Origin of the sequence: Qipengyuania pelagi (genome assembly GCF_009827295.1) — a bacterium.
Classification (GTDB): domain Bacteria; phylum Pseudomonadota; class Alphaproteobacteria; order Sphingomonadales; family Sphingomonadaceae; genus Qipengyuania; species Qipengyuania pelagi.
Genome location: NZ_WTYD01000001.1, coordinates 1096121 through 1119442 on the forward strand (window position 1 = coordinate 1096121; position 23322 = coordinate 1119442).

Genomic DNA, 23322 nt, shown 5'->3' on the forward strand with positions numbered 1-23322 from the left:
GGCAAGGTCGCAGCCCGGATAAAGCGCGCCGAACCGTTCGGCCCCCGGTGGCCGGCCATCACTTCCGACAGGATGCCGTTCGCAGCCATGCTCACTTTCTTCCGCAGCTTCTTCAAGTCCAAGATCGGCCTTGGCCTTACCTTCGCCTTTCTCGGCCTGATCGCCTTCGCCTTCGCCAGTGCCGACGTCTCTAGCACCGGGATGTTCGGCGGAGTCGCCGGGGGCAACCGGGTCGCGGTCGTCGGTGACGAGCGGATCGACAGTGCGGAATTGAGCCGTGCGACGACGAGCGCGCTCGATCGAGTTCGCCAGGAAGATCCTACCCTGTCTATGCCCGCCTTCATCGCCGGGGGCGGTTTCGAGGAGGTGCTGAACCAATTGATCGACCGCTATGTCATCTCGGCCTTCGCGCGCGACAACGGCCTCAGGGCGGGCGACAATCTGATAAACAGCGAAATTCAGACGATCGCCGCCTTTCGCGGGGCGGACGGGAATTTCGACGAGAACGCCTATCGCCAAGCTCTCGCCGCCCAGGGGCTGACCGATGCGCAGGTGCGCGACGATATCCGCTCGGGCCTGCTCGCCCAGCAGATCGCGGGTCCCGCCGCTTTCGGCGCTGTGATGCCGCAGGCTCTGGCGAAGCGCTATGCCGGCCTGTTCCGCGAACGGCGCGAAGGGGCGATCGGCTTCCTTCCCTCTTCTGCCTTTGCCCCCGAAGCCGCGCCGAGCGCCCAGCAATTGCAGGCTTTCTACGAAGCAAACCGGGGCAATTTCATTCGCCCCGAGCGCCGGGTCGTGCGCTATGCGACCTTCGACAATGATGCGATCGCCGACGAGATCGAGCCGACCGAGAATGAAATCGCCGCACGCTACCAGCAGGACCGCGCGCAATATGCGGCGAGCGAGACGCGCAGCTACACCCAGCTGATCGTGCCGACGCAGCAGGCTGCCAACGCCTTGAGAGCGCGCGTCGAAGGTGGGGCTTCGCTCGAAGCGGTCGCACGGGAAGCAGGTTTCCGCACCGTGCAGCAGGAGGCGGTCACGCGCGCGGAACTGGCATCCGATGCGTCGCCTGCGGTCGCCGAGGCGATCTTCGGCGCGGCACGAGGTACGGTCGCGGTCCCGGCGCGCAGCGCGCTGGGCTGGCACGTGGCGCGGATCGATGCCGTCAATTCGACGCCAGCCCGCAGTCTCGCACAGGTCCGTGGCGAGATCGCCGATACGGTGCGCGAGGAAAAGCGGACCCGCGCGCTCGCCAATGTCGCCGCCGAAATCGAAGAGCGCCTCGAGGAGGGAGCGACGCTCGCCGAAGTCGCGCGGGAACGCGGCATCGCGGTCGAAACGACGCAGCCGCTCACGGCCAATGGCCAGGTCTATGGCGTCGACGAGACCGCGCCCGACGTGCTCGCCCCGGCGCTCGCGACCGCGTTCCAGATGGAAGAGAGCGAACCCCAGGTCGCGGAAATCGAGCGCGGTGAGACCTATCTCGTCTTCGAAGTCACGCGCATCAACGGCGCCGCAACGCCGCCGCTTGCCGAGATCCGCGATCAGGTCACCGCCGCATGGCGGCTCGAGCAGGGTTCGAAGGCCGCACGCGCCGCTGCCGATCGCCTGATCCAGCGACTGCGCGGAGGCGCGACCATGGCGGCAGCCTTGCAGGCGGAGGATGTCGATCTGCCCGCGCCCGAGAACATCAATCTGACGCGCGAGGATCTGGCGCGCCAGCAGGACCGCCGCATTCCCCCGCCCCTCGCTTTGATGTTCAGCATGGCGCAGGGCACGGCGAAGAAGCTCGCTGCAGCGCGCGATCTCGGCTGGTTCGTGGTCGACCTCGAAGAGATTTCGGTCGGCACGATGGAGGCGGACGATCCGCTGATCGGGCAGGCGCGCGAACAGCTCGCCTCGACTCTCGGTCAGGAATATACCGAGCAGCTCGTCGCCGCGATGCGGGGCGAGGTGGGCATCGAACGCAATGAAGACGCGATCGATGCGGTGCGCCGCCAGCTGGTCGGCGAGCGGCAGTGATCGCGAGCGAAAGCTGATCCGAATGCGCGGTGAAGATAAAGCGCAAGCCGCGCTGGCCGAGGGCCATCCGGCGCTGATCTGGCAGACGATCGTCGCCGATACCGAAACCCCGGTCGGCGCGGCGCTGAAACTGATGGAATCGCAACGCGGCGATTTCCTGCTCGAATCGGTCGAAGGCGGCGCGGTGCGCGGGCGCTACAGCCTGCTGGGCCTCGACCCCGACCTGGTCTTTCGCGCCGAGCAGGGGCGGGCCTCGATCAATCGCCAATGGCGAAGAGATCGCGCGGCCTTTGAAGAGAGCACGGACAATCCCGTCGCGGCCTTGCGTGCTCTCGCCGACGAATGCCGCATCGACGTGCCGAAGGGACTGCCCCCAGCCTTGGCCTGTCTGGTCGGCTATTTCGCTTATGAGACGATCGGCATGGTCGAGGACGTGCCGCGCGCCGCCGGGCCCGGACTGGGCCTGCCCGACATGGTGTTCGCGCGCCCCACCCTGCTGCTGGTCTTCGATAGCCTCGGCGACGAATTGCATTGCATCGCCCCGATATGGCCCGACAGCGGCGATGATCCCTCAGCATTGATCGAACAGGCTCGCAGCCGCATCGACACGGCTCTGCAACGGCTTGGGGGCGGCGCTCCATCCCACAGCCCCACCTCGTCCCTGCCCATGCCCACCGCACAGCTCGACCCGGTCGTGTCCGCAGCGGACTACACAAGCATGGTCGAGCGCGCGAAGGACTACATCGTCGCGGGCGACATCTTCCAGGTCGTCCTGTCCCAGCGCTATACCTGCCCCTTCCCCCTGCCCCCGATCGAACTCTACCGCGCGCTGCGCCGGGTGAACCCGTCCCCCTTCCTCTATTTCCTCGACCTGCCCGATTTCGCGGTCGTGGGATCGAGCCCTGAAATCCTCGTCAGGGTCCGCCCCGGCGAGGGCGGCGCCAGCGAAGTCACCGTTCGCCCCATCGCCGGCACGCGCCCGCGCGGCTCGAGCGAGCAGGCCGATCGGGCTGCCGAGGAATCGCTGCTGTCCGACGCGAAGGAACGGGCCGAGCACTTGATGTTGCTCGACCTCGGGCGCAACGATGTGGGTCGGGTCGCGACGAGCGGCAGCGTCGAAGTCACTGACAGTTTTACAATCGAACGTTACAGCCATGTCATGCATATCGTAAGCAATGTCGTCGGGCGGCTCGATCCGAAATTCGACGCGATCGACGCCCTGTTCGCGGGCTTCCCCGCCGGGACGGTCAGCGGCGCGCCCAAGCTGCGCGCCTGCCAGATCGTCGCGGAACTGGAGCGCGATGCGCGCGGACCCTATGCGGGCGGCGTCGGCTATTTCGCGCCCGACGGATCGCTCGACAGCTGCATCGTCCTGCGCACCGCGGTGGTGAAGGACCAGATGATGCACGTCCAGGCGGGCGCGGGTATCGTCGCGGACAGCGATCCCGATTACGAACGCCGCGAATGCGAGGCCAAGGCGGGCGCCCTGCGCGCGGCCGCCGCCGAAGCCTTCCGCCAGGCGGAGAAGCGCCGATGAAGCTTCTCGCAACCTCTCTGCTGATGGGCGCCCTTGCCCTGACGGGGTGCGATGCCCAGCCCGAGGGCAAGCCGGTCGCCCGCGCCAAGATCGACGGCAGCGTCGGTGCCCCCGCCCCCATGCCGAGCGACGATGCCACCATCGCCAGCCAGGTCGAATCCGCCTGCCGCTCGGTCATCTTCGAGAACACCTCGCTCACCCACTGCCTCGCCATTCCCTCGCGCCATCGTATCGAAACCGCGCTGGCAAATGCTTCGGGCGAGAATTACCGCAGCCTCGCCAAGCTCGCGGAAGCGATGGACGGCGACACGGTCGCCTTCGCGATGAATGCGGGCATGTATGACGACGATGGCGATCCGATCGGCTATTTCGTGGAAGATTCCGAACGCCTGAAGACGCTCAACACCGCGGATGGTGAGGGCAATTTCCACATGAAGCCGAACGGTGTCTTCTTCGGCACGGGCGACAAATGGGAAATCCGCACAACCGATGATTTCCTCGCCAATGTGTCCGATCGGCCCGAATTCGGTACGCAATCGGGGCCGATGCTTTTGATCGATGGCAAGGTGCACCCCGAGATTACCGAGGATGGCCCCTCGCGCCTGATCCGCAACGGGGTGGGCGTCGACGAGAAGGGGCGCGCGCATTTCGTGATCTCGAACGCGCCGCTCTCGTTCGGAAAATTCGCTCGGTTTTTTCGGGACGAATTGAAGACTCCCAACGCGCTCTATCTCGATGGCAGCGTGTCGGCCTTGTGGAATCCCGCCACGGGCCGCACCGATGGCGGCGCGGCGATCGGGCCGATCCTGGTGGTCGAGAAAAAGGAAGTACCTGATGAGTGATCCGCAGCAACGCCGCCCGCTCTATCCCGAGATCGAACCCTACGAGACCGGGATGCTCGATGTGGGCGAAGGGCACTCGCTCTATTACGAGCGCGTCGGCACGCCCGGTGCGAAACCGGCGGTCTTCCTTCATGGTGGGCCGGGAGGCGGGATGAGCGCCAATCACCGGCGCCAGTGGAACCCTGAGAAATACGACGTCCTGCTGTTCGACCAACGCGGTTGCGGCAAATCGACGCCCTTCGCGGAGATCGATAAGAACGATACATGGCGCATCGTCGAGGATATCGAGCGCCTGCGGGAGATGTGCGGGCACGACAACTGGCAGGCCTTCGGCGGCAGCTGGGGTTCCACCCTCGCGCTAGCCTATGCCCAGACATATCCCGAGCGGGTCAGCGAACTGGTGCTGCGCGGCGTGTTCCTTGCCCGGCAGAAGGAAAAGGACTGGCTCTATCGCTACGGCGCGAGCGAGATCATGGCCGAACAATGGGACGATTTCGCCGGGCTCATCCCCGAAGGCGAACGCGACAATCTGGTGCAGGCCTATTACGATCGGCTGACCAGCGATGACGAGGACACCCGCCTCGCCGCCGCGCGCGAATGGTCGCTCTGGGAAGGCAGCGTCGCGACCCTGCTGCCCGACGAAGCGCTGATGGAAAGCTTCGGCGATCCCGCCAAGGCCATCCCCTTCGCGCGCATCTGCGCGCGGTTCTTCCTCGAGGATTTCTTCCTCGAGGAAGCGCAGCTGCTCAAAAATCTCGACAAAATGCGCCATATCCCCGGCATCATCGTCCAGGGCCGCCACGATATCTGCACTCCGCCGACATCGGCCTGGGAATTGAAGAAGGCCTGGCCGGAAGCCGAGCTCTGGATCGTGAACGATGCGGGCCACAGCGCGGGCGAGAAGGGCATTATCGACGGTCTCGTCCGCGCGACCGACAAATTGGCGGCGAAGTAAGGTGAGCTCGGTCGGCGGCCGGTTCGAAACGGTTTATTGCGAAGAAAACGCCGCCGAAGCGCTACGTTTCCATTGCTCTCGTCAGTGGACTAGGCGCAACTATCTAATTACTGGAGCGATCTTTTCGGTCACCTTCTTTTTCATTTTTTGGGGGAGGTCGGAAGCGTCGACAGGAGAAGATTGGGTACCATCAGTGGCTCTATCCCTTTTCGTCGGGACGGCGCTATGTGGCGCAATTTGGCTAGCGAACCGCTTCACGGGAAAACGTCAAATTCAATCATGGCTTGCGGACCACAAACTAGAGGGCGCGGTATGTCGCTTCGAATATGACGAAGATAAGCTGACGATAACCGACCCGATGTTTGGCGGCGAGCTGAAATGGCAGGATGCCTATGGCTGGACCGAGGACGAGAATTTTATTCTAATTTATCGCTCGCCAACATTTTATTATTACGTGCCGAAAGCCAGTGTGTCACAGTCCGATGTTGAGAACATCGTCAGGCTGATGCAATCGGTAGATGTCAAAAAGCTCTGAAAATCATCATGATCCTCGTCATCGACAATTACGACAGCTTCACCTTCAACCTGGTTCATTATCTGATGGAACTGGGCGCCGAGGTGCGGGTGGAGCGCAATGACGCGCTCACCGCCAGCGAGGCGGTGGCGAGCGGAGCGAAGGGTATCCTGATCTCGCCCGGCCCCTGCACGCCGAACGAAGCGGGGGTCAGCCTCGACCTCGTCGCCGCCTGTGCCGATGCCCAATTACCGCTCCTCGGCGTCTGTCTCGGCCATCAGGCCATCGGGCAGCATTTCGGCGGGCGCGTGGTGCGCGGCGGCCTGATGCACGGCAAGACCTCTCCGGTCGACCATGACGGGAGCGGCGTGTTCGCGAACCTGCCCTCGCCCTTCATCGCCACGCGCTATCACTCGCTGGTGGTGGAGAACATTCCGAACGTCCTCCACGTCAACGCAACGAGCGAGACGCCGGGTCTGGATGGTACGAGCGTCATGGGCTTTCGCCATCACGAGCTGCCGATCCACGGCGTGCAGTTCCACCCCGAAAGCATCGCGACCGAGCATGGGCACGCCCTGCTCGCCAATTTCCTCGAAATCTGCGGCATGGAAGCGAATATCCCGGCATGAAGCATCTGCCCCTTGCCGTCCCCCACATGACCGAGGCCGAGGCCGACGAAGTCTTCGGCTGGATTCTCGATGGCGAAGCGAGCGAGGACGAGATCGCCCGCTTCCTGCTCGCCATGACCGAGCGCAGCGAGACGGCGGAAGAGATCGCCGGGGCCGCCCGCGCCCTGCGCGCGCGCCTGATCCCGGTCGCCGCACCCGAGGGCGCGGTGGATTGCTGCGGCACGGGAGGCGACGGACACCATACGCTTAATGTCTCGACTGCCGTCAGCCTCGTGGTAGCGGCCTGCGGCGTGCCGGTGGCCAAGCACGGCAATCGCGCGGCGAGCAGCAAATCGGGCGCGGCCGACACGCTGGAGGCGCTCGGCCTCGACATGGAAGCGGCTGGGCGCACAGCGGAAAAGACGCTCGCAGAACTCGGCATCTGCTTCCTCTTCGCGAAGAACCATCATCCCGCGATGGGCCGCATCCAGCCCATCCGCCAGCGATTGGGCCGCCGCACGATCTTCAACCTGATGGGTCCGCTCTCCAATCCCGCCGGGGTCGAACGCCAGCTCATCGGCATCGCCCGGCCCGCCTATGTCCCGATCTATGCCGAAGCCAAGGCGAGCCTCGGCACGCAACACACATTCATCGTCTCGGGCGACGAGGGTCTCGACGAATTGAGCCTCGCGGGCGGAAACGAGCTGGCCGATGTGGCGGGTTCGGAATTCACGATGCGGCGGATCGATGCGGGCGATGCGGGCCTGGATCACGCGCCGATCGAAGCGATCCGTGGCGGCGATGCCGTTCATAACGCAAAGGCACTCGAAGCCCTGCTGGGCGGAACCCCCGGCCCCTATCGCGATGCGGTGCTATTGAATGCCGCCGCGACGCTGATCGTCGCAGGCCGGATCGGGGACTGGCGCGAAGGCGCGGCAATGGCGGCGGAAGCGCTCGACAGCGGCAAGGCGCGCGATCTGCTGGCGCGGTGGATAGACATGGCGAAATGACGATGAACAAGCTCGACGAAATCTGCGCCACCAAACGCGAGGAAGTGGCCGATCGCCGCTCGCGCTCCACCATCGGCGATCTCGACGCCGCCGCTTTGATGCAGTCTGCGCCGCGCGGCTTCGAAGCGGCCTTGCGAAAGGCGAGCCGGGACGGCTTCGGCCTGATCGCCGAGATCAAGAAAGCCTCGCCGTCAAAGGGCCTGATCCGGGCCGAATTCGATCCCGCCGATCACGCGCGCGCCTACGAAGCTGGCGGTGCGACCTGCCTCTCCGTCCTCACCGATGCGCCGTATTTCCAGGGTCACGAGGACTATCTGATGCAGGCGCGCGCGGCCTGCGCACTGCCGGTCCTGCGCAAGGATTTCATGGTCGATCCCTGGCAGGTCGCCGAAGCACGCGCGATCGGGGCGGATGCGATCCTGATCATCGTCGCGGCGCTGGACGATACCGAAATGGCCGAAATAGAAGCCGCCGCGATCGAACGTCGGATGGATGTCTTGGTCGAGGTGCATGACGAGGCGGAAATGGACCGCGCCGCGAAGCTGAACTCGCGCCTCATCGGCGTCAACAATCGCGATCTGAAGACCTTCACCACCGATCTCGCCACCACCGAGCGTCTGGCTGCTCTCGCACCTCAAAATACGCTACTGGTGGGCGAAAGCGGAATCGCCTCGCATGACGATTGCCAGCGTCTGGCCCGGTCGGGCGTGCGCAGCTTCCTCGTCGGGGAAAGCCTGATGCGGCAAGCCGATGTCACCGCCGCGACCCGCACATTGCTAGAAGGATGAGTGGACTTACCCATCTCGACGAACACGGCGCGGCGCGCATGATCGATGTCGGCGCCAAGCCGGAAACGCAGCGCAAGGCCATCGCCGAAGGGCGCATCCGCATGTCGGACGCGGCGCTCTCGGCCTTGTGGGACGGGACCGGACCCAAGGGCGATGCGCTCGCCACAGCGCGCATTGCGGGGATCATGGCGGCGAAGCGGACGGGCGAGCTGATCCCCCTCTGCCATCCGCTCGCGCTTGATGCCGTAACTGTCGAATTCGCCCGCGAGAGCGATGCCATCCGCGTCACTGCCACCACCTCCTGCACCGGGCGCACGGGAGTCGAGATGGAAGCGATGGCCGCCGCCAGCGTCGCGCTGCTCACGCTTTACGACATGGGCAAGGCAGTGGACCGCGCGATGGTGATCGATGGCGTGCGTCTGATCGAGAAGACGGGCGGCAAGTCCGGCCACTGGCGCGTCGATCCGTGATCACGCTCGACGAAGCGTGGGAGCGGCTGCTGTCATCGATCGCGCCGCTGGAGGCGGAACAAATCCCTGTCGACGAAAGCGGAGGGCGTTATCTGCGCGAGGCACTGGTCGCGCGGCGGACCCAGCCCTACGCCGATCTCTCGGCCATGGACGGGTTCGCGGCATCGGGCGAAGGGCCGTGGGCCGTAATCGGAGAAGCGCGGGCCGGGCACGCCTTCGATCGCGCGCTAAGCCCAGGACAGGCGGTCGCCATATCGACCGGGGCCGCGCTTCCCCAAGGAGCGGACCGGATCGTGGTGAAGGAAGATGCGAGCCTCGCGCAGGCTGTCCTTCGAGCCGATCCGCTGCCCACGCCCGGCCGCCACATTCGCCGCCGGGGATTCGACTTCAAAACGGGGGACACGCTGCTCGCGGCGGGAACTCGTATGGCCGCGCCGCATATCGCCCTCGCTCGAACTGCGGGCGTCGGAACCATCGGTGTGACCCGCCGACCGCGCGTGGCGATCCTCGAATGCGGCGACGAATTACGCGCCGATCCGGTGGATTGTCCGCCCGACGGCCTGCCCGCTTCGAACGGCGCGATGACAGCGTGCATGGTCGGATCTGTGGGCGCGGAGGTGAGCAGTCGCGTGCTGGTGCCCGACCGCTTGGAGGCCGTGGTGAATGCCCTCGACGACGCGAAAGACGCCGATCTGGTGCTGACCTCGGGCGGTGCCTCGGTAGGCGAGCACGATCTGATCAAGCCCGCTCTGGAGCGCGCGGGCTTCACATTGGATTTCTGGCGGGTTGCAATCCGGCCAGGCAAGCCGCTGATCGTCGCGCGGCGCGGTTCTCAGCTGATGCTGGGCCTGCCCGGAAATCCGGTATCCACCTTCGTCACGGCATTCCTGTTCGCCCTGCCCGCCTTGCGCCGAATGGCGGGATCAGAGCGCGCCCTCCCGCAGCCGATCAACCTCCCGCTTGCAGGTGTACTGCCCGCTGCCGGGACGCGGCGTGAGTTCCTGCGCGCCCGTTTATCGCCGGAAGGCGCCACGCTAATCGACGAGCGGGACAGCAGCGCGCTCGCCGCGCTAGCCCGGGCCGATGTCCTGATCGACCGGCCGATCGGCGCACCTGTGCAAGCGGAAGGCGCGCTCGTCTCATGCTACCTGCTCGAAAATGGCGCAATCGCTTGACTTGAAGGAAATGGTTGCCTAATTGTTCCTCATTCGTTCACGACCTGCATTGGAATGGGGTCGGATCCGAACTTGAGGAGCCTTGCACCATGCTGACCGCCAAGCAGCACGAACTGATCCGCTTCATCCAGACCCGGCTGGAAGAAACCGGGATTTCGCCCTCCTTCGAAGAGATGAAGGAGGCGCTCGACCTCAAGAGCAAGTCGGGCGTGCATCGCCTGATTTCCGCCTTGGAAGAACGCGGCTTCATTCGCCGCCTGCCCAATCGGGCCCGTGCGCTTGAAGTCCTCAAGACCCCGGAAGAAGCCGTTTCGAGCCCCCGAGCGCGCAACGCCGCATCGGCTGGCGTACCGAGTGCGGCGAACGATTTGGTCGGCGCCGCTGTCGCTGCACGAGCGCCCGAACCGGCCAACGATGTTCTGGAAATTCCGCTCCACGGGCGCATCGCCGCCGGGGCGCCGATCGAAGCGATCGAAGGCCAGAGCAGCCTGCCCGTGCCCGCAGCCCTGCTCGGTCCGGGCGATCACTATGCGCTCGAAGTATCGGGCGATTCCATGATCGAGGCCGGAATTTTCGATGGTGATTATGCCCTGATCCGCCGCACCGACACGGCGCGCGATGGCGAGATCGTGGTGGCGCTGGTCGATAACGAGGAAGCGACGCTTAAATTCCTGCGCCGCGAAAACGGTCGCGTCCGGCTCGATCCGGCGAATGCGTCCTATGAAGCGCAAATCTACAACCCGACGCAGGTGCAGGTGCAGGGTAAGCTGGCGGGGCTTTTGCGCCGCTATCACTGATAGGGGTAAGGGAGGCGTTCGCGATCAGAAAGGCGGCTTCTGTTCGATGATCGTGGGGCTCGACCACGTTCAGCTTGCCATGCCTTCTGGCGGCGAGGACGAGGCGCGCGATTTTTACGCGGGGCTTCTGGGTATCCCGGAAGTGCCGAAGCCGCCCCATCTCGCCCAACGAGGCGGGTGCTCGTTCGAGAGCGGGGCGATCAAGGTGCACCTTGGCGTGGAAATTGACTTTCGTCCTGCTCGCAAGGCGCATCCTGCGTTTCGCGTTGCCGATCTCTTCGATCTGGCGAAGCGCCTTGCCGAAGCGGGCTTTTCGGTCGCGGAGGACGAACCGCTTGCGGGTTTCAAGCGATGTTACGTTGACGATCCGTTCGGCAATCGAATCGAATTGACGGAAGCTCGGACACCGTGCGGGTCCGTCTGAGTAAACTGATTCCACAGTGAGGCTGAAGCTGAGTGGCAGGATGACTGCGGGATAGTGCTCTTTGCCGCCATTCTCGAGGGTTGGGGCGTAAGATCTCTAAGCTCGATCGCCGTAAAATTATCGCCCGCGATCCCCCTGCCACCAACCATGCTCGCCCTGCGATTGCGCGACCGTGCGGATGGTCTCGCGTTCGAGGTAGATCGCGGTTCCGCCCTCGCGCCTGAGAAAGCGTCCATCCGCCTTCAACCAGGCGGGCTGGCAGCTTCGCGGCAGGAAGCGGTCCGCGATCACGATATCCGCACGCTCGCAGGCGGCGGCGAGGGCGCGTTCCTCGACCATGTCGCGGCTGCGCGCCATCAGCACATGCCATTCGCGCCCGCCCCGCTCCAGCGACAGGACGCAGAAATCCCGGCTGCACCGCGCACCGGGCCATTCCTCGAAGAGCAGTACCTCGCCCTCCGCGCCCGCCAGCTCCAGCAGATTGTCGCGCGCGAAACCCGAGCGGCTGTCGCGCAGCACCAGCAGCCGATCGCTCTCGCCGGTCACGCCGACATGGCGCCCATCGCGGGTGATCAGGATGTCCGGTATTGGCGTCGACAGGAAGACCACCACACCGATCGCGACCGGTATCAGTCCCCACAGCCGCGCCCTTCCCTGCCACAGCGCCAGCCATAGCAGCCCGCCCACGATCACCAGCACCGTGCCCAACCCCATTTGCGGCATCAACTTCACCGCGCCGGGCTGGGCCGCGGTAAACCGTGCGAGACCCAGCAGGAGATCGAGCGACACTTGCGCCGCCCACCAGGCAGGTGCGCCCGCCCCGACCAGATCGAGCAACAGGGCCAGCGCCAGCAGCGGCATCGTCACGAAGGTTACCAGCGGGATCGCCAGCACATTCGCGAAAGCGCCGTAGACGCCCGCACGATGGAAATGGAACAGCACGATCGGCATCAGCGCGAATTCGATCAGCAGCCCGGTCGCGAACAACATGGCGATCCGGCGCCCGGTCCGCGCCAGCCAGCTCTGCTCGCGCGGCGCTAGAAACCGCTTGGCCCAGCTAGCATTGTGCAAAGCGACGATGGCGATCACCGCAGCGAAGCTCATCTGAAAGCTGGGTCCCACAAGCGATTCAGGCCAGAGCGCGAGCACGACGATCGCGGCCACCGCCACCATGCGTAGCGACAGGGGTTCACGCCCTAAGGCCAGTGCGATCAGAACGAGCACGGCGCCCACACAGCTGCGCACGGTCGGAACCTCCGCACCGGTCAGGAGCGTGTAGCCGATACCAGCCAGAGCCCCCAGCAGAGCCGCCGCGAGGGGCAGCCGCACTCTCAACGCAAGCCAAGGCCAAAGAGCGAGCAGCCTGATCGCCAGAAGATACGCCGCCGCGATGACCGCGCTGACATGAAGCCCGCTGATCGAAAGCAGGTGCGTCAGCCCGGAATCGCGCATCGCGGCTTCATCCGCTTCGCTGATCGCACCGCGATCGCCGCTCGCCAGGGCAGCGGCGATGCTGGCCGCCGCCCCCTCCATATTGGCGCGGACATGCGCCGAAAGCGTGCGTTGCGCTTCAGCCAAAGGAGCGGGTTTTTTCGCAGGTTCGATCAGATCCACAGCGCCGATCAGCGACCCGGTGGCCGCCAGCCCCTCAAACCAGGCCGTGCGGGCGAAATCATAAGCGCCTGGCAGAATCGGCGGAGAGGGCGGCATCAGGCGTGCTTTCAAACGCACTCGTGCGCCCTCCTCCATCGATGGCGACACGCGATCCTGCTGCACGTTGACGCGCACCTTCATCGCCCACCCGGTTTCAGCGTCCCGCACGGCGAGCGTGAGGCGGGTGCGGGCTTCGGCCAGTTGGTCCTCGCGCGCCAATATCCGCCCGTCGAGCGCCAGCACGCGCGGATAGGCGATCGGTTCGGCGCCGACTGTCGTGGAACGCGCCCAGATCGCCGCCATGCCCAATGCCAGCACACATGCGAGTGCCACCACCGCGATCAGCAGGTGCGAGCGGTCCTCTCGCCCGCGCCAGCACGCTAGGGCGAAGAGGGCGGCAAGCCCGCAAAGTAGCAGGAAAGCCGCCCATGCCCACACGGTATCGAGCAGGAACCACGCTCCGATCCCGCTCGCGAAACCGACCGCCAGCCACGGCCCACGATCGAAGCCCGCGCGGCCCAGAAAGGCGTCCGCCCACCTGAGGAGGTCCGCCGCGACACTGGACAAGCGACGGCGCTTGCGCCATTGGCGCTGCGCTGCACCATCATGGGGGAAATCGCCCCCATGCAGCGGCAAACCAGCCAGCGGGGGCGCCGATCGCGTCGCCATCACGATATCAGAACGGAAAGCAGGTATAATGGCAAGCGATAGCGATGCGGCTCAGACGAAGGTCGTCACGCGCTTCGCCCCTTCGCCCACCGGATTCCTGCATATCGGCGGCGCGCGCACCGCGCTGTTCAACTGGCTGTTCGCGCGCCATCACGGCGGCAAGGCGCTGCTGCGGATCGAGGACACCGATCGCAAGCGGTCTACGCAGGATGCGATCGACAAGATCATCGAAGGCCTCGACTGGCTCGGCCTCGATTATGACGATGCGCCGGTGTTCCAGTCCGACCGGACGGAGCGCCACGCAGAGGTCGCCCAGCAATTGCTCGACGCGGGCCACGCTTATAAATGTTACGCCACGCCCGAAGAACTCGAGGCGATGCGCGCCGAGCAGCGGGCGAACAAGCTGCCCATGCGCTATGACGGGCGCTGGCGCGACCGCGACCCGTCCGAAGCGCCCCAAGGTGCACCCTTCACGATCCGGCTGAAGACCCCGCAGGAGGGCGAAACCGTGATCGACGATGCAGTCCAGGGCCGCGTCACCGTGCGCAACGAGGAGATTGACGATTACATCCTCCTGCGCGCGGACGGGACTCCGACCTATATGCTGGCCGTCGTGGTCGACGATCACGACATGGGCGTCACCCACATCATCCGCGGCGACGATCACCTCAACAACGCCTTCCGCCAATTGCCGATCATCAAGGCTATGGATTGGCCCGAACCGATCTATGCCCACATCCCGCTGATCCACGGGACCGACGGGGCGAAGCTGTCCAAGCGCCATGGCGCGGTCGGTGTCGACGCGTATCGCATCGAAGAGGGCGTTCTGCCCGAAGCGCTGTTCAACTATCTCCTCCGCCTCGGCTGGGGGCATGGGGACCGCGAGGAAATCTCGCGCGCGGAAGCGATCGAGCTGTTCGACCTCAAGGGCGTCGGTAAGAGCGCGTCGCGCTTCGACATGAAGAAACTGCAGAACCTCAACGGGCACTATATTCGCGAGGCCGACGATGCGCGCCTCGCCGCTTTGGTCGCCGAGCGGATCGGCCCGGATGCCGACGAACAGCTGCTGACCGAAGCCATGCCGGTCCTCAAACCGCGCGCGCGTTCGCTGGACGACCTGGCCGAAGGCGCCGGCTTCCTGTTCGCCACCCGCCCCCTCGCGATGACGGAAAAGGCGGCGGGCCTGCTCGACGATCAGGCGCGTCGCTATCTCGCCGAGGTTTCGGCGGCGCTGGCGGCGGAAAACGACTGGACAATCGAGGCCCTGGAAGCCACTACGAAGGCGCTCGCCGAACGGCTCGAACTGGGTCTCGGCAAGCTCGCGCAGCCGATGCGCGCGGCACTGACGGGGACGACCACGTCTCCTGGAATTTTCGATGTTCTGGTCCTGTTGGGACGGGAAGAGGCGCTCGCTCGGATCGACGCGCAAGCCACCCCGGCAGGCTCGGAAAACCAATAGCTTAAGGAGCAGACTATGGCCGACAAGCAGGCGAAACTGGACTTCGGCGACAGCTCGGTGGATTTCCCCGTCCTGGAAGGCACGTGCGGCCCCGATGTCGTCGACATCCGCAAGCTTTACGGATCGACCGGCAAGTTCACCTACGATCCCGGCTACAAGTCGACCGCGAGCTGTGAGAGCGCGCTCACCTTCATCGATGGCGAAGAAGGCGTCCTGCTCCACCGTGGTTATCCGATCGGCCAGCTGGCCGAGCACTCCAATTTCATGGAAGTCTCGCACCTGCTGCTGAACGGCGAACTGCCGACGCAGGAAGAGCTGGACGACTTCACCTACACGATCACGCGCCACACCATGGTGCACGATCAGCTGCGCCAGTTCTACCAGGGCTTCCGCCGCGATGCGCACCCGATGGCGATCATGTGCGGCGTGGTCGGCGCGCTGTCGGCGTTCTACCACGACAGCACCGACATTTCGGACCCCGAACACCGCACGATTTCCAGCCACCGGCTGATCGCCAAGATGCCGACCATCGCGGCGATGGCGTATAAATACTCGATCGGTCAGCCCTTCCTTCAGCCGCAGAACTCGCTCAGCTACACCGGCAATTTCCTGCGCATGACCTTCGGCGTTCCGGCCGAGGAATACGAAATCCATCCCGCGATCGAGCGGGCGATGGACCGGATATTCATCCTCCACGCCGACCACGAGCAGAACGCTTCGACCTCGACCGTGCGCCTTGCCGGTTCGTCGGGCGCGAACCCGTTCGCCTGTATCGCGGCGGGCATTGCGTGCCTCTGGGGCCCGGCGCATGGCGGCGCCAACGAAGCCGCGCTCAACATGCTTCAGGAGATCGGCACGCCCGACAAGATCCCGCATTATATCGAGCGGGCAAAGGACAAGAACGATCCGTTCCGCCTGATGGGCTTCGGCCACCGGGTCTACAAGAATTACGACCCGCGCGCGACCGTGATGCAGAAGACCGTGCGCGAGGTGTTCGATGCGCTGAACGTCAGCAACCCGGTGTTCGAGGTCGCGCTCCAGCTCGAGGAAATGGCGCTCAACGACGATTATTTCATCGAGAAGAAGCTCTTCCCGAACGTCGATTTCTATTCGGGTGCGATCCTTTCCGCGATCGGTTTCCCGACCACGATGTTCACCGCCCTGTTCGCCCTCGCGCGCACGGTCGGCTGGGTGGCGCAGTGGAACGAGATGATCTCCGATCCCGGCCAGGTCATCGGTCGTCCGCGTCAGCTCTACACCGGCCCGACGCAGCGCGATTACGTGCCGATCGACAAGCGCTGATCCGGTTTACGGGACGAGAAGAAGGGGGTGCTTCGGCGCCCCCTTTTTTTATTGCGCGTTGCCCTGTCGGAAGGGTGCGCCCGCCCTATTTGTCGAGCTTAGGCCCGTCGCGCGGTTCGCTGCGCAGATCCTCCGCCGCCGGAACCGAGAGGGTGAAGCGAGCGCCCTGCCCCCTGGCGCTCTCGACCGTCAGATCGCCATCCATCGCTCGCGCGATCCGGCGCGAGATATAGAGCCCCAGCCCCGAGCCGCCATCGCCGCTTCTCCCGAGCCGTTCGAACTTTTCGAAAATGCGCTTCTGCTGGTCCTCGTCGATCCCGTGCCCCTGATCGGCCACGGTGACCATCGCCCGCTGGCCGATCCGGTCGAGCCGAACCCATATCTGGCTGCCCTCCGGCGAATAGCGGATGGCGTTGTTGATGAGGTTTATCAGCACCTGCAACACGCGGCGGAATTCCGCGATGGCCAGCTGGCTCTCGCCATTGGGCGGCGCGCTCAATTCGATACCCTTCTCGCGCGCCCGCACGCCGAGGATGCCGCAGGCCTGGCGCGCGACATTGCCGAGATCGATCCGGTCCGGCGCGGTGACGAAATCTTCCGATTCCACGATTTCGAGATCGGAGAGATCGTCGATCAGCGCCAGAAGGTGCTGACCGGCCGCCGCGATATCCGCGGCGTAATCGCTGTATTCCTCGGCCAGCGGCCCGGCGAGTTTCGTACGGATGGTCTCCGCATTGGCGATGATGCGGTTGATCGGCTGGCGCAGGACGGGGGAAAGGTCGCGGCCGAGAGATGGCGGTTCCGATCCCGGATCGCTCGCTTCGTCGAGAGCCCCAGCACCCAGCGGGCGATCCGCGAGGAGATGCAGGACAAAGCCCGCACTCCCCGGCTCGGGCTGGCCCAGAGGTTCGAGATGGGCGGTCCAGCGCCGCTTCGACCCCTCGATCAGGCATTCGGCCCCGTCGAGGAGCCGCCAGTGCAGGGGCTGTTCGTGAAGATTGCCGGGAAAGGTCACGAAATCGGTCCATGGCCGCCCCACGCCGCCCTCCATCGCGATCTGGAGGCGGGTGAGATCGGGCGCCTCCACCGCGACCGAAAGAACGCGCTGCGAAGGATCGAGCCGAGCGGTGAGATCGGCGAGGTTGCGGCTCAATTCGGCGCGGCGCCTTGCAGCCTCAAGCTCGTCCTCGGGCGGCAATTCCTCCGAATGCCAGGAGACCAGACCCAGCTCGCACCCCTTCGGCGAGCCATCGGGCCCGTGCAGCGGCTCGATCTCGATCCAGGCGGTGATGCGATCCTGCCCATCGACCGCGCGGAACTGGCGGGCGAGGCGAAGGCCGAAGCGCTGCGCCTTTTCGACCAGCGCGCGCAATTCCGGCACGGCCACCGGCCCGCCGATCTGCCCGCCGCATTCGACCTGCAAGCTCGCCAGCGGCTCTTCCGCTTCCGTCAGCATCCCGTCCGCATCGACACTTGCGCGCGCGATGAATTTGGTCCCGATCGTCGCCATCGTCAGTCTCCCGCCCAGCCCGCGCTGCGGGCGAGCAGATTGAGCGCCTCGCGCGTGCCGATATCGGCAAGGCCTTCGGGAGGATCGCGGTCGGGGTGAAGGCGCAGGATCTGCGCCTCGATATCCTGCGGCTTGAGCCCTGCCGCCCTCAACCCGACGGCGAACCGCGCCATTTGGCTGTCATGAAGGGAGACGGCGACGATATCGCGCGGTTGTCCGGTCCTGAGCGCAAGCGCCGACAGGAACAGCGCGACCCCCGCTTGATCGAAGATCAGGGCATGCGCCCCGTCCTTGCCCAGCAGGGTCACGACGCGCTCAAGCAAAGATAGCCGCCCCGCTGCCTCGTCGTAATCGGCACGAAGGCGAACTTCGGCGCGCACCAGCGCATCCGACGCATCCTCGCCATTATAGCCGCGCCACGCCAGTAGCAGTGCGTGGAACAGATCGCCCGGCAATTCGCCGAGCGGCAGCTGCATCCGCCTTTGGCTCTGCGCAAAGCGCGCCTGGGCCGCGAGCGACGCCATCGCCGCACTGGCGAGGGCGGCATCCTCGTTACCGATCAGACTTTGGAGCAGCGGCGAAATTACCGGATCGAGCCCGTGATTGGTTTCGAGCCGGGCGGTCAGCTGCCATTCGAGAGCCAGGGCGTGGCAATGCGCCACCAATGCAGGCGTATCGAAGAGCTGCTCCGACAAGGCCTCGCCATGCGCAGCGGCGAATTCCTCGCGGCCCTTCACCCCCGTCGCCTCGGCCTGGATGCGCAGGATCTGCCAGGCCAGATGCGTCAACATGGCTCTGATGCGCGCCACCAATTCATCGCTGAAAAGCGATTGGTCGCGCGTCGACAGGAGATGGCCGAGAATGGGTCCGATCCGGCTGAGCGCCTGATCGCCTTGTGCGAGCGCCAGGCGCAGGGCCTCGCCCTCCGGCCATTGCGGATCGGCGCGGGGAGTCGCTGTGGAGGAAGGCCCGGTCGTCGGCTCGATCATGCGCTCTCGCGTAGCATCGCGTGGTTAAGGCGCCGTTAGCCGATCGGCGTGGGTCGCGTGGTAGATCGCAATCAGGGCCAGCAGCGCCAGCGATGCGACAACCGGCTGGAGGAGCCCGAGATATCCCGCCGGGACCAGTACCGCTAGCAAGGCGATCCGGTCTGACATCAGCGGTCGGACGGCGATAGGTGCGATGCGCGCTCCGATCCGCAGCAGCCCCATGAGCATCAGCGGCAGGAACAGGTCGATCCAGGAGCCTGTCACGCGCCCCGCCATGGCGATCAAACCGATCAGGAGAACATCGCCCGCCCCCGCCAGCAGCGCGGTGGCGTGCCACATCCGTGGCTCTCTTCCCGGCGGCCGCGCCAATCGAAGGACGATATCCGCGATAGGCAGTGCGGCTGCCATCAACCCCGAAATCAGAAGTCCTGTCAGGGGCTTGCCGAACACCGCTAGAATAGCTGCGAGCACTCCGGCCGCCACCGCCACCATCAAGGGAACACGCTCGAACCGCGAGCCGACGACATCGCGAGCCAGCCTTATTCCGATCCGCTCGGCCATCGCGCGTCCGGGCGCTGCGAACGAAACCGGCTGGGCTCGCCGGGCGATCCAGCGGCCCTCCCGCGCGGAAAGACTGGCTTCATCTTCGGGTCCGATAGCGGCCATGTCCTCGATCGTGGACAGGTCGAGGGGCGCGGTGCGCACGCCTGACTGAAGCGCTATCCTGAGCAAAGCCGAAGCCGCGTCGGCATCGGGCGGAAGGTCCGACAATCGCTCGACCGCATCACCGCGGATCGCCAGGAGGCCGGCCCAGGCCCTCTCGGCATCGATCCGTTCGAATCCGAGCGGGACCGCCACATCCGCCGGAAACGTCGCGACCCCCGGTTTCCCGCCGATCGCGGCCTGCGCAGTCTCGATATCGAGCGCGAGGCCATCGGCGATGACGATCACCCGATCATCGGCGCTGATCGCGCCCGAGAGACGGCGCAAATCCTCGATCGCACGAAACCGCATTCCCAGGCTTTCCGCGCGATGCTGGCAGACGATCGCTTCGGGGCCGAGCCCGCGGATCATGCACACCACCATGTCGCAATCCAGCGCGCGAGCACAATCGATCTGATGCGACAGCACGCTTCGCCCGACGAAGGGGCGGAACGCCGCCTTGCGCGAGGCCCGTCCCGACTCTTCGGCCAGCGCTGTCAGCAAGGCGATACGCAAGAAATTGGTCCTCAATCGGCGTTCGATATCCTCGACGCCTAGCGGGGTGCGCGCGAATTGCCAAAATCTGATCGCGTCAGGTCGAACCTAATCGTTTCGCGGATCACGGATGGTGTCCAGGATATCGGCGATCTTGCGGGTCGCGGCGGGATCGCCCGGCGCGCCCTGCGCCGCCTCGTCTGCGAGATGCATGATCTCTTCGGCATGGAAACCGGCGGCGACCGCATGAAGATGCTGTGCCGCTAGGCGCCAATTCGCATCGCACCGGGCGCGCTGCATGAGATCGAGCTGGCGCTCGACGCTTTCGACGAAGCCGGTTCGCAATTGCGCTTCCAGGGCGCGATCGTCGCCAGCGGCGGCGGCAAGCGCGTGATCGAAGGGGCCGGGATGGAACGCCATGCGATCGGCTTAGGTCCACGCGGTTAATGCGGGGTTTAAGGATCGGGGAATCGTGATACCTTCTGCGGATGAGCAGGGACCACATCCGCGCTGTAGGGCACGACGAATCGCAGGAAGACCAGTCGGTTGGGCAGGAGGATGCGGATAACGCCCTTCCGGTCGATAACGAGGAGGTCGGCGAAGAGTTCGAATGGGTCGAGGAACCTGCCCCGAACCGCTCGAAAGCCTGGATTTTCCCTGCCCTCTTCACGCTCGCCATCATTGGCTGGACGGGATTCTTCGCCTGGAGCTACCGCGCGCAAATGCTGGCTGGCGGAACGGCGGAGCGGTGGATCGGATGGGTCACCGCATGGTCGGTTCCTGTCCTTCTGATCCTGACGGTCTGGCTGCTGACGATGCGCCTTTCGTCGCGCGAAGCGGGCCGGTTCGGCGATGCGGCCCGGTTGCTCTCGCTCGAATCGGAGAGGCTGGAGGAACGGCTGCTCGCGGTGAACCGCGAACTCAGCCTCGCGCGCGAATTCCTCGCGGATCAGAACCGCGACCTCGATTATCTCGGCCGTACCGCGACCGAGCGTTTGTCGACCCATGCCGATCGCCTGCAGGCGCTCGTTCGTGAAAACGGCGATCAGGTCGACGCAATCGCGAATGTCAGCTCGACCGCGCTGGAAAACATGGAGAAGCTGCGCGGCGATCTCCCCGTGATCGCCAATTCCGCGCGCGACGTGACCAACCGCATCGCAGGCGCGGGACAGACCGCCAGCGAACAACTCGCCGAATTGGTTGCCGGTTTCGAACGGTTGAACACTTTCGGCACGGCAAGCGAGCGGCAGGTCGAATCGGTGGGCGACCGGCTCGGATCGCTGCTGGACGAGATGGCAGAGCGCCTGGACCAGATCGAAGGCGCCGCGACGGCCCGCTTCGCCACCATCCGCGAAAACAGCGATCGCCTGCGCGAAACGATCGATTCACAGGAGGTCGCGGCGCTGGCCGCCATTCACAGCCGCGCCGAGGCTCTGAAGGAGGAATGCACCCAGCTCGCCGAAGCACGAGACTCCGACGCGGAGGCATCCTTTGCGGTTCTCTCGGAGCGGATCGCCAGGCTGAATGAGGAAGCGGCGACGACGGCAAGCACCCTGCGCGAGGGCGAACAGGCAGCGCTCGCCGCATGGTCGGGCCAGATCGAAGCGCTGCGCGACAGGCTCGTCTCCATCATCGAGGAAGTCACGCGGATCGATGCGCTGTCCCTCGAAAACTCCCAGGCGAAATTGCGCGAACTGGTGGCGGAAGCGGAAGCCGTCGACACGTTGATGGACGAGCGCAACCGCGCCTATCACGATCAGATCGCGCAACGCCGCACGCAGGTCAGCGCCTTCGAAGACGAAGCCTTGCAAACGCTCGCCGATCGGATCGCTTCCTTCGATACCCATCTCGCGGAGCAGCGAGCGGGGCACCTCGATCATCTCGAGACGCTCAGCGAACGAAACGAAGCGGCCGGAGAGCAAATCGACGCGCTCACTCGCCATATCGCCGAGGCTGCACGGCAGGGTGGCGAAGCCGAACACACGCTGGCGGCGGCCGTGGCGCGGCTGACCGAAAATCTCGCGGAAAGCCGGGCGTCCCTCGACGGGACCGGGGACAGGGTCGGCGATCTGACCGACCGGTCCGTCCGCTTGCTGGAGCTTATCAAGGCCAGCGCGGCGCACAGCGAGGAGGACCTCCCCCGTTCGATCGAAGCGTTTGCGGGCACGCTGGCCGATCTTGAAAGCCGCGCCGAGAGCCTGCGCACCTCCCTCGCCGACGCGGATCGAAGCGGCAGCGAATTGGGCGAAACGGTTGCGAATGCCGAACATCGCAGCCGCGAGGCGACCGCGGCGCTGGATGCCTTCAGCGAGGGCCTTTCGGGCACGATCGAAGATCAGGCCGCCGCTCTCGACGCCCTCACCGAAAAGCTCGAACGGATCGAGGGCGACAATGCCCGCATCGCGACGCAGGCGCGCGAGGAGTTGAGTGCCGCCATCGCGAAATTGCAGGAGGACGCTGCGAACGCGCTTGCGGGTATCGAGGACACGCAGGCTGACCGGATTCACGCGCTTGCGAGCCGCATCGGTGACGCGAGTACCAAGGCCATCGACGAGGCGTTGGAAGAGCGCATCGAGGCAGCGATCGGATCGCTCGACGAGGCAGGCACCCGCGCGAGCGAGGCGAGCCACGCGGTGGCGACGCAATTGCGCGATCAGCTCGTCAAGGTGAACGAATTGGCCGGCAATCTCGAATCGCGCATCGCCCGCGCACGCGAACGCGCGGAAGAGCAGGTCGACAACGACTTCTCGCGCCGCGTCGCTCTCATCACCGAAAGCCTGAACTCGAACGCGATCGATATCGGCAAGGCTTTGTCGACCGAGGTCACCGACACCGCGTGGACCTCGTATCTACGCGGCGACAGGGGGATTTTCACCCGCCGCGCCGTGCGCCTGCTCGAGAATACGCAAGCGCGTGAAATCGCCGAACTCTACGACCGCGAGCCGGATTTCCGCGAACATGTCAGCCGCTACATCCACGATTTCGAAGCGATGCTGCGAATGCTGCTGTCGACCCGCGATGGCCACGCTTTGGGCGTCACCGTGCTGAGTTCCGATATCGGCAAGCTCTACGTGACAATGGCCCAGGCGATCGAGAGACTGCGCGAGTAAGCGAAGGCCCTCAGTAGGACGGCGCGCGATTGAACAGATCGAGCTGTTCGTATCCCACCCAACCATAAATGTAGTTGAGCACGTAGAGCGCGGTCAGCACCGCAGCGAGCAGAGTGGCCCTGACCAGTAGCCGCCGGGGACGGAAATTGGCAGGCGCGCTGTCCGCCTGTCCCGGAACCTTCTCGATCCCCATCTCGTCATGCGTGCGCACGCCGAACGGCAGGAGCACGAATGCGCTCATCACCCAGAATAGGACATAGATCGCCAGGATCGAGGTCCAATGCATGG

Annotated in this window: 21 protein-coding genes; 15 read left to right on the forward strand and 6 right to left on the reverse strand. The window is 65.2% G+C overall.

Features of this window, described 5'->3' with window-relative positions; all coding sequences use genetic code 11:
• Positions 1 to 87 precede the first annotated feature (87 nt).
• From GRI47_RS05375 to GRI47_RS05430, 12 genes are all read left to right on the forward strand, one after another.
• A complete protein-coding gene (locus GRI47_RS05375) occupies positions 88 to 2025 on the forward strand; it encodes a SurA N-terminal domain-containing protein (RefSeq protein ID WP_160660299.1) in 1938 nt (645 codons plus the stop codon).
• Between the two features lie 22 nt (positions 2026 to 2047).
• Positions 2048 to 3562: an anthranilate synthase component I family protein gene (locus tag GRI47_RS05380; RefSeq protein WP_160660300.1), complete on the forward strand. Its 1515-nt coding sequence runs from the start codon at positions 2048 to 2050 to the stop codon at positions 3560 to 3562.
• Positions 3559 to 4404, forward strand: coding sequence for a phosphodiester glycosidase family protein (locus tag GRI47_RS05385; protein ID WP_160660301.1), 846 nt, complete (start codon positions 3559 to 3561; stop codon positions 4402 to 4404). The genes GRI47_RS05380 and GRI47_RS05385 overlap by 4 nt, the downstream gene beginning before the upstream one ends.
• Positions 4397 to 5359 (forward strand): prolyl aminopeptidase, encoded by a 963-nt coding sequence (gene pip / locus GRI47_RS05390; protein ID WP_160660302.1) that lies wholly within the window; start codon positions 4397 to 4399, stop codon positions 5357 to 5359. Before GRI47_RS05385 ends, pip begins: the two co-directional genes overlap by 8 nt.
• 1 nt (position 5360) lies before the next feature.
• Positions 5361 to 5894, forward strand: a complete 534-nt coding sequence (locus tag GRI47_RS15155; protein WP_160660303.1) for a YcxB family protein — start codon at positions 5361 to 5363, stop codon at positions 5892 to 5894.
• 8 nt (positions 5895 to 5902) lie between these two features.
• On the forward strand, positions 5903 to 6502 hold the full coding sequence (locus GRI47_RS05400; protein WP_160660304.1) for an anthranilate synthase component II: 600 nt from the start codon (positions 5903 to 5905) through the stop codon (positions 6500 to 6502).
• Complete coding sequence (gene trpD, locus GRI47_RS05405) at positions 6499 to 7491, forward strand: anthranilate phosphoribosyltransferase (protein ID WP_160660305.1); 993 nt, start codon at positions 6499 to 6501, stop codon at positions 7489 to 7491. The genes GRI47_RS05400 and trpD overlap by 4 nt, the downstream gene beginning before the upstream one ends.
• A gap of 2 nt (positions 7492 to 7493) precedes the next feature.
• Positions 7494 to 8279 (forward strand): indole-3-glycerol phosphate synthase TrpC, encoded by a 786-nt coding sequence (gene trpC / locus GRI47_RS05410; RefSeq protein WP_202387293.1) that lies wholly within the window; start codon positions 7494 to 7496, stop codon positions 8277 to 8279.
• The gene (gene moaC / locus GRI47_RS05415; protein WP_160660307.1) at positions 8276 to 8749 is read left to right on the forward strand and encodes a cyclic pyranopterin monophosphate synthase MoaC; all 474 of its coding nucleotides are present in this window, start codon (positions 8276 to 8278) and stop codon (positions 8747 to 8749) included. Before trpC ends, moaC begins: the two co-directional genes overlap by 4 nt.
• A complete protein-coding gene (locus GRI47_RS05420) occupies positions 8746 to 9924 on the forward strand; it encodes a molybdopterin molybdotransferase MoeA (protein ID WP_337190645.1) in 1179 nt (392 codons plus the stop codon). Before moaC ends, GRI47_RS05420 begins: the two co-directional genes overlap by 4 nt.
• Before the next feature lie 89 nt (positions 9925 to 10013).
• Positions 10014 to 10721, forward strand: a complete 708-nt coding sequence (gene lexA / locus GRI47_RS05425; protein ID WP_160660308.1) for a transcriptional repressor LexA — start codon at positions 10014 to 10016, stop codon at positions 10719 to 10721.
• Positions 10722 to 10767: 46 nt separating this feature from the next.
• On the forward strand, positions 10768 to 11145 hold the full coding sequence (locus GRI47_RS05430) for a VOC family protein (RefSeq protein WP_160660309.1): 378 nt from the start codon (positions 10768 to 10770) through the stop codon (positions 11143 to 11145).
• A 117-nt stretch (positions 11146 to 11262) separates the two neighbouring features.
• Here GRI47_RS05430 and GRI47_RS05435 read toward each other — a convergent pair whose 3' ends face one another.
• Entirely contained in the window at positions 11263 to 13467 is a 2205-nt protein-coding gene (locus GRI47_RS05435; protein ID WP_160660310.1) for a ComEC/Rec2 family competence protein, read from the reverse strand.
• 28 nt (positions 13468 to 13495) lie between these two features.
• Between GRI47_RS05435 and gltX the strand changes: the two genes are divergently transcribed.
• Both gltX and GRI47_RS05445 read left to right on the forward strand, forming a co-directional pair.
• The gene (gene gltX / locus GRI47_RS05440) at positions 13496 to 14926 is read left to right on the forward strand and encodes a glutamate--tRNA ligase (protein WP_160660311.1); all 1431 of its coding nucleotides are present in this window, start codon (positions 13496 to 13498) and stop codon (positions 14924 to 14926) included.
• Positions 14927 to 14941: 15 nt separating this feature from the next.
• Entirely contained in the window at positions 14942 to 16228 is a 1287-nt protein-coding gene (locus GRI47_RS05445) for a citrate synthase (RefSeq protein WP_160660312.1), read from the forward strand.
• Positions 16229 to 16313: 85 nt separating this feature from the next.
• On the opposite strand, the gene GRI47_RS05450 is transcribed toward GRI47_RS05445, so the two are convergent.
• The 4 genes from GRI47_RS05450 to GRI47_RS05465 all read right to left on the reverse strand — a co-directional run bounded on the left by GRI47_RS05450 (position 16314) and on the right by GRI47_RS05465 (position 20344).
• A complete protein-coding gene (locus GRI47_RS05450; protein ID WP_160660313.1) occupies positions 16314 to 17738 on the reverse strand; it encodes a sensor histidine kinase in 1425 nt (474 codons plus the stop codon).
• A gap of 2 nt (positions 17739 to 17740) precedes the next feature.
• Positions 17741 to 18727 (reverse strand): hypothetical protein, encoded by a 987-nt coding sequence (locus tag GRI47_RS05455; RefSeq protein ID WP_160660314.1) that lies wholly within the window; start codon positions 18725 to 18727, stop codon positions 17741 to 17743.
• A gap of 24 nt (positions 18728 to 18751) precedes the next feature.
• Positions 18752 to 19945 carry a hypothetical protein gene (locus GRI47_RS05460; RefSeq protein ID WP_160660315.1) on the reverse strand — a complete coding sequence of 398 codons (1194 nt, stop codon included), beginning with the start codon at positions 19943 to 19945 and terminating at the stop codon, positions 18752 to 18754.
• An 87-nt stretch (positions 19946 to 20032) separates the two neighbouring features.
• Positions 20033 to 20344, reverse strand: coding sequence for an Hpt domain-containing protein (locus GRI47_RS05465; RefSeq protein WP_160660316.1), 312 nt, complete (start codon positions 20342 to 20344; stop codon positions 20033 to 20035).
• Positions 20345 to 20412: 68 nt separating this feature from the next.
• Here GRI47_RS05465 and GRI47_RS05470 point away from each other — a divergent pair, with 68 nt between their 5' ends.
• Positions 20413 to 23034 carry a coiled-coil domain-containing protein gene (locus GRI47_RS05470; RefSeq protein WP_160660317.1) on the forward strand — a complete coding sequence of 874 codons (2622 nt, stop codon included), beginning with the start codon at positions 20413 to 20415 and terminating at the stop codon, positions 23032 to 23034.
• Positions 23035 to 23044: 10 nt separating this feature from the next.
• On the opposite strand, the gene GRI47_RS05475 is transcribed toward GRI47_RS05470, so the two are convergent.
• The gene (locus GRI47_RS05475) at positions 23045 to 23320 is read right to left on the reverse strand and encodes a DUF1467 family protein (protein ID WP_160660318.1); all 276 of its coding nucleotides are present in this window, start codon (positions 23318 to 23320) and stop codon (positions 23045 to 23047) included.
• Positions 23321 to 23322 lie beyond the last annotated feature (2 nt).

Bases quoted from the DNA above. Each gene is read 5' to 3' on its own strand.
- GRI47_RS05435 (WP_160660310.1), bottom strand. From the start codon at position 13,467: ATGGCGACGCGATCGGCGCCCCCGCTGGCTGGTTTGCCGCTGCATGGG.
- GRI47_RS05400 (WP_160660304.1), top strand. From the start codon at position 5,903: ATGATCCTCGTCATCGACAATTACGACAGCTTCACCTTCAACCTGGTT.
- GRI47_RS05375 (WP_160660299.1), top strand. From the start codon at position 88: ATGCTCACTTTCTTCCGCAGCTTCTTCAAGTCCAAGATCGGCCTTGGC.
- GRI47_RS05385 (WP_160660301.1), top strand. From the start codon at position 3,559: ATGAAGCTTCTCGCAACCTCTCTGCTGATGGGCGCCCTTGCCCTGACG.
- GRI47_RS05470 (WP_160660317.1), top strand. From the start codon at position 20,413: ATGAGCAGGGACCACATCCGCGCTGTAGGGCACGACGAATCGCAGGAA.
- moaC (WP_160660307.1), top strand. From the start codon at position 8,276: ATGAGTGGACTTACCCATCTCGACGAACACGGCGCGGCGCGCATGATC.
- GRI47_RS05430 (WP_160660309.1), top strand. From the start codon at position 10,768: ATGATCGTGGGGCTCGACCACGTTCAGCTTGCCATGCCTTCTGGCGGC.
- pip (WP_160660302.1), top strand. From the start codon at position 4,397: ATGAGTGATCCGCAGCAACGCCGCCCGCTCTATCCCGAGATCGAACCC.
- gltX (WP_160660311.1), top strand. From the start codon at position 13,496: ATGGCAAGCGATAGCGATGCGGCTCAGACGAAGGTCGTCACGCGCTTC.
- GRI47_RS05380 (WP_160660300.1), top strand. From the start codon at position 2,048: ATGCGCGGTGAAGATAAAGCGCAAGCCGCGCTGGCCGAGGGCCATCCG.
- GRI47_RS05475 (WP_160660318.1), bottom strand. From the start codon at position 23,320: ATGCATTGGACCTCGATCCTGGCGATCTATGTCCTATTCTGGGTGATG.
- GRI47_RS05450 (WP_160660313.1), bottom strand. From the start codon at position 17,738: ATGGCGACGATCGGGACCAAATTCATCGCGCGCGCAAGTGTCGATGCG.
- trpC (WP_202387293.1), top strand. From the start codon at position 7,494: ATGAACAAGCTCGACGAAATCTGCGCCACCAAACGCGAGGAAGTGGCC.
- GRI47_RS05445 (WP_160660312.1), top strand. From the start codon at position 14,942: ATGGCCGACAAGCAGGCGAAACTGGACTTCGGCGACAGCTCGGTGGAT.
- GRI47_RS05455 (WP_160660314.1), bottom strand. From the start codon at position 18,727: ATGATCGAGCCGACGACCGGGCCTTCCTCCACAGCGACTCCCCGCGCC.
- GRI47_RS05465 (WP_160660316.1), bottom strand. From the start codon at position 20,344: ATGGCGTTCCATCCCGGCCCCTTCGATCACGCGCTTGCCGCCGCCGCT.
- lexA (WP_160660308.1), top strand. From the start codon at position 10,014: ATGCTGACCGCCAAGCAGCACGAACTGATCCGCTTCATCCAGACCCGG.
- trpD (WP_160660305.1), top strand. From the start codon at position 6,499: ATGAAGCATCTGCCCCTTGCCGTCCCCCACATGACCGAGGCCGAGGCC.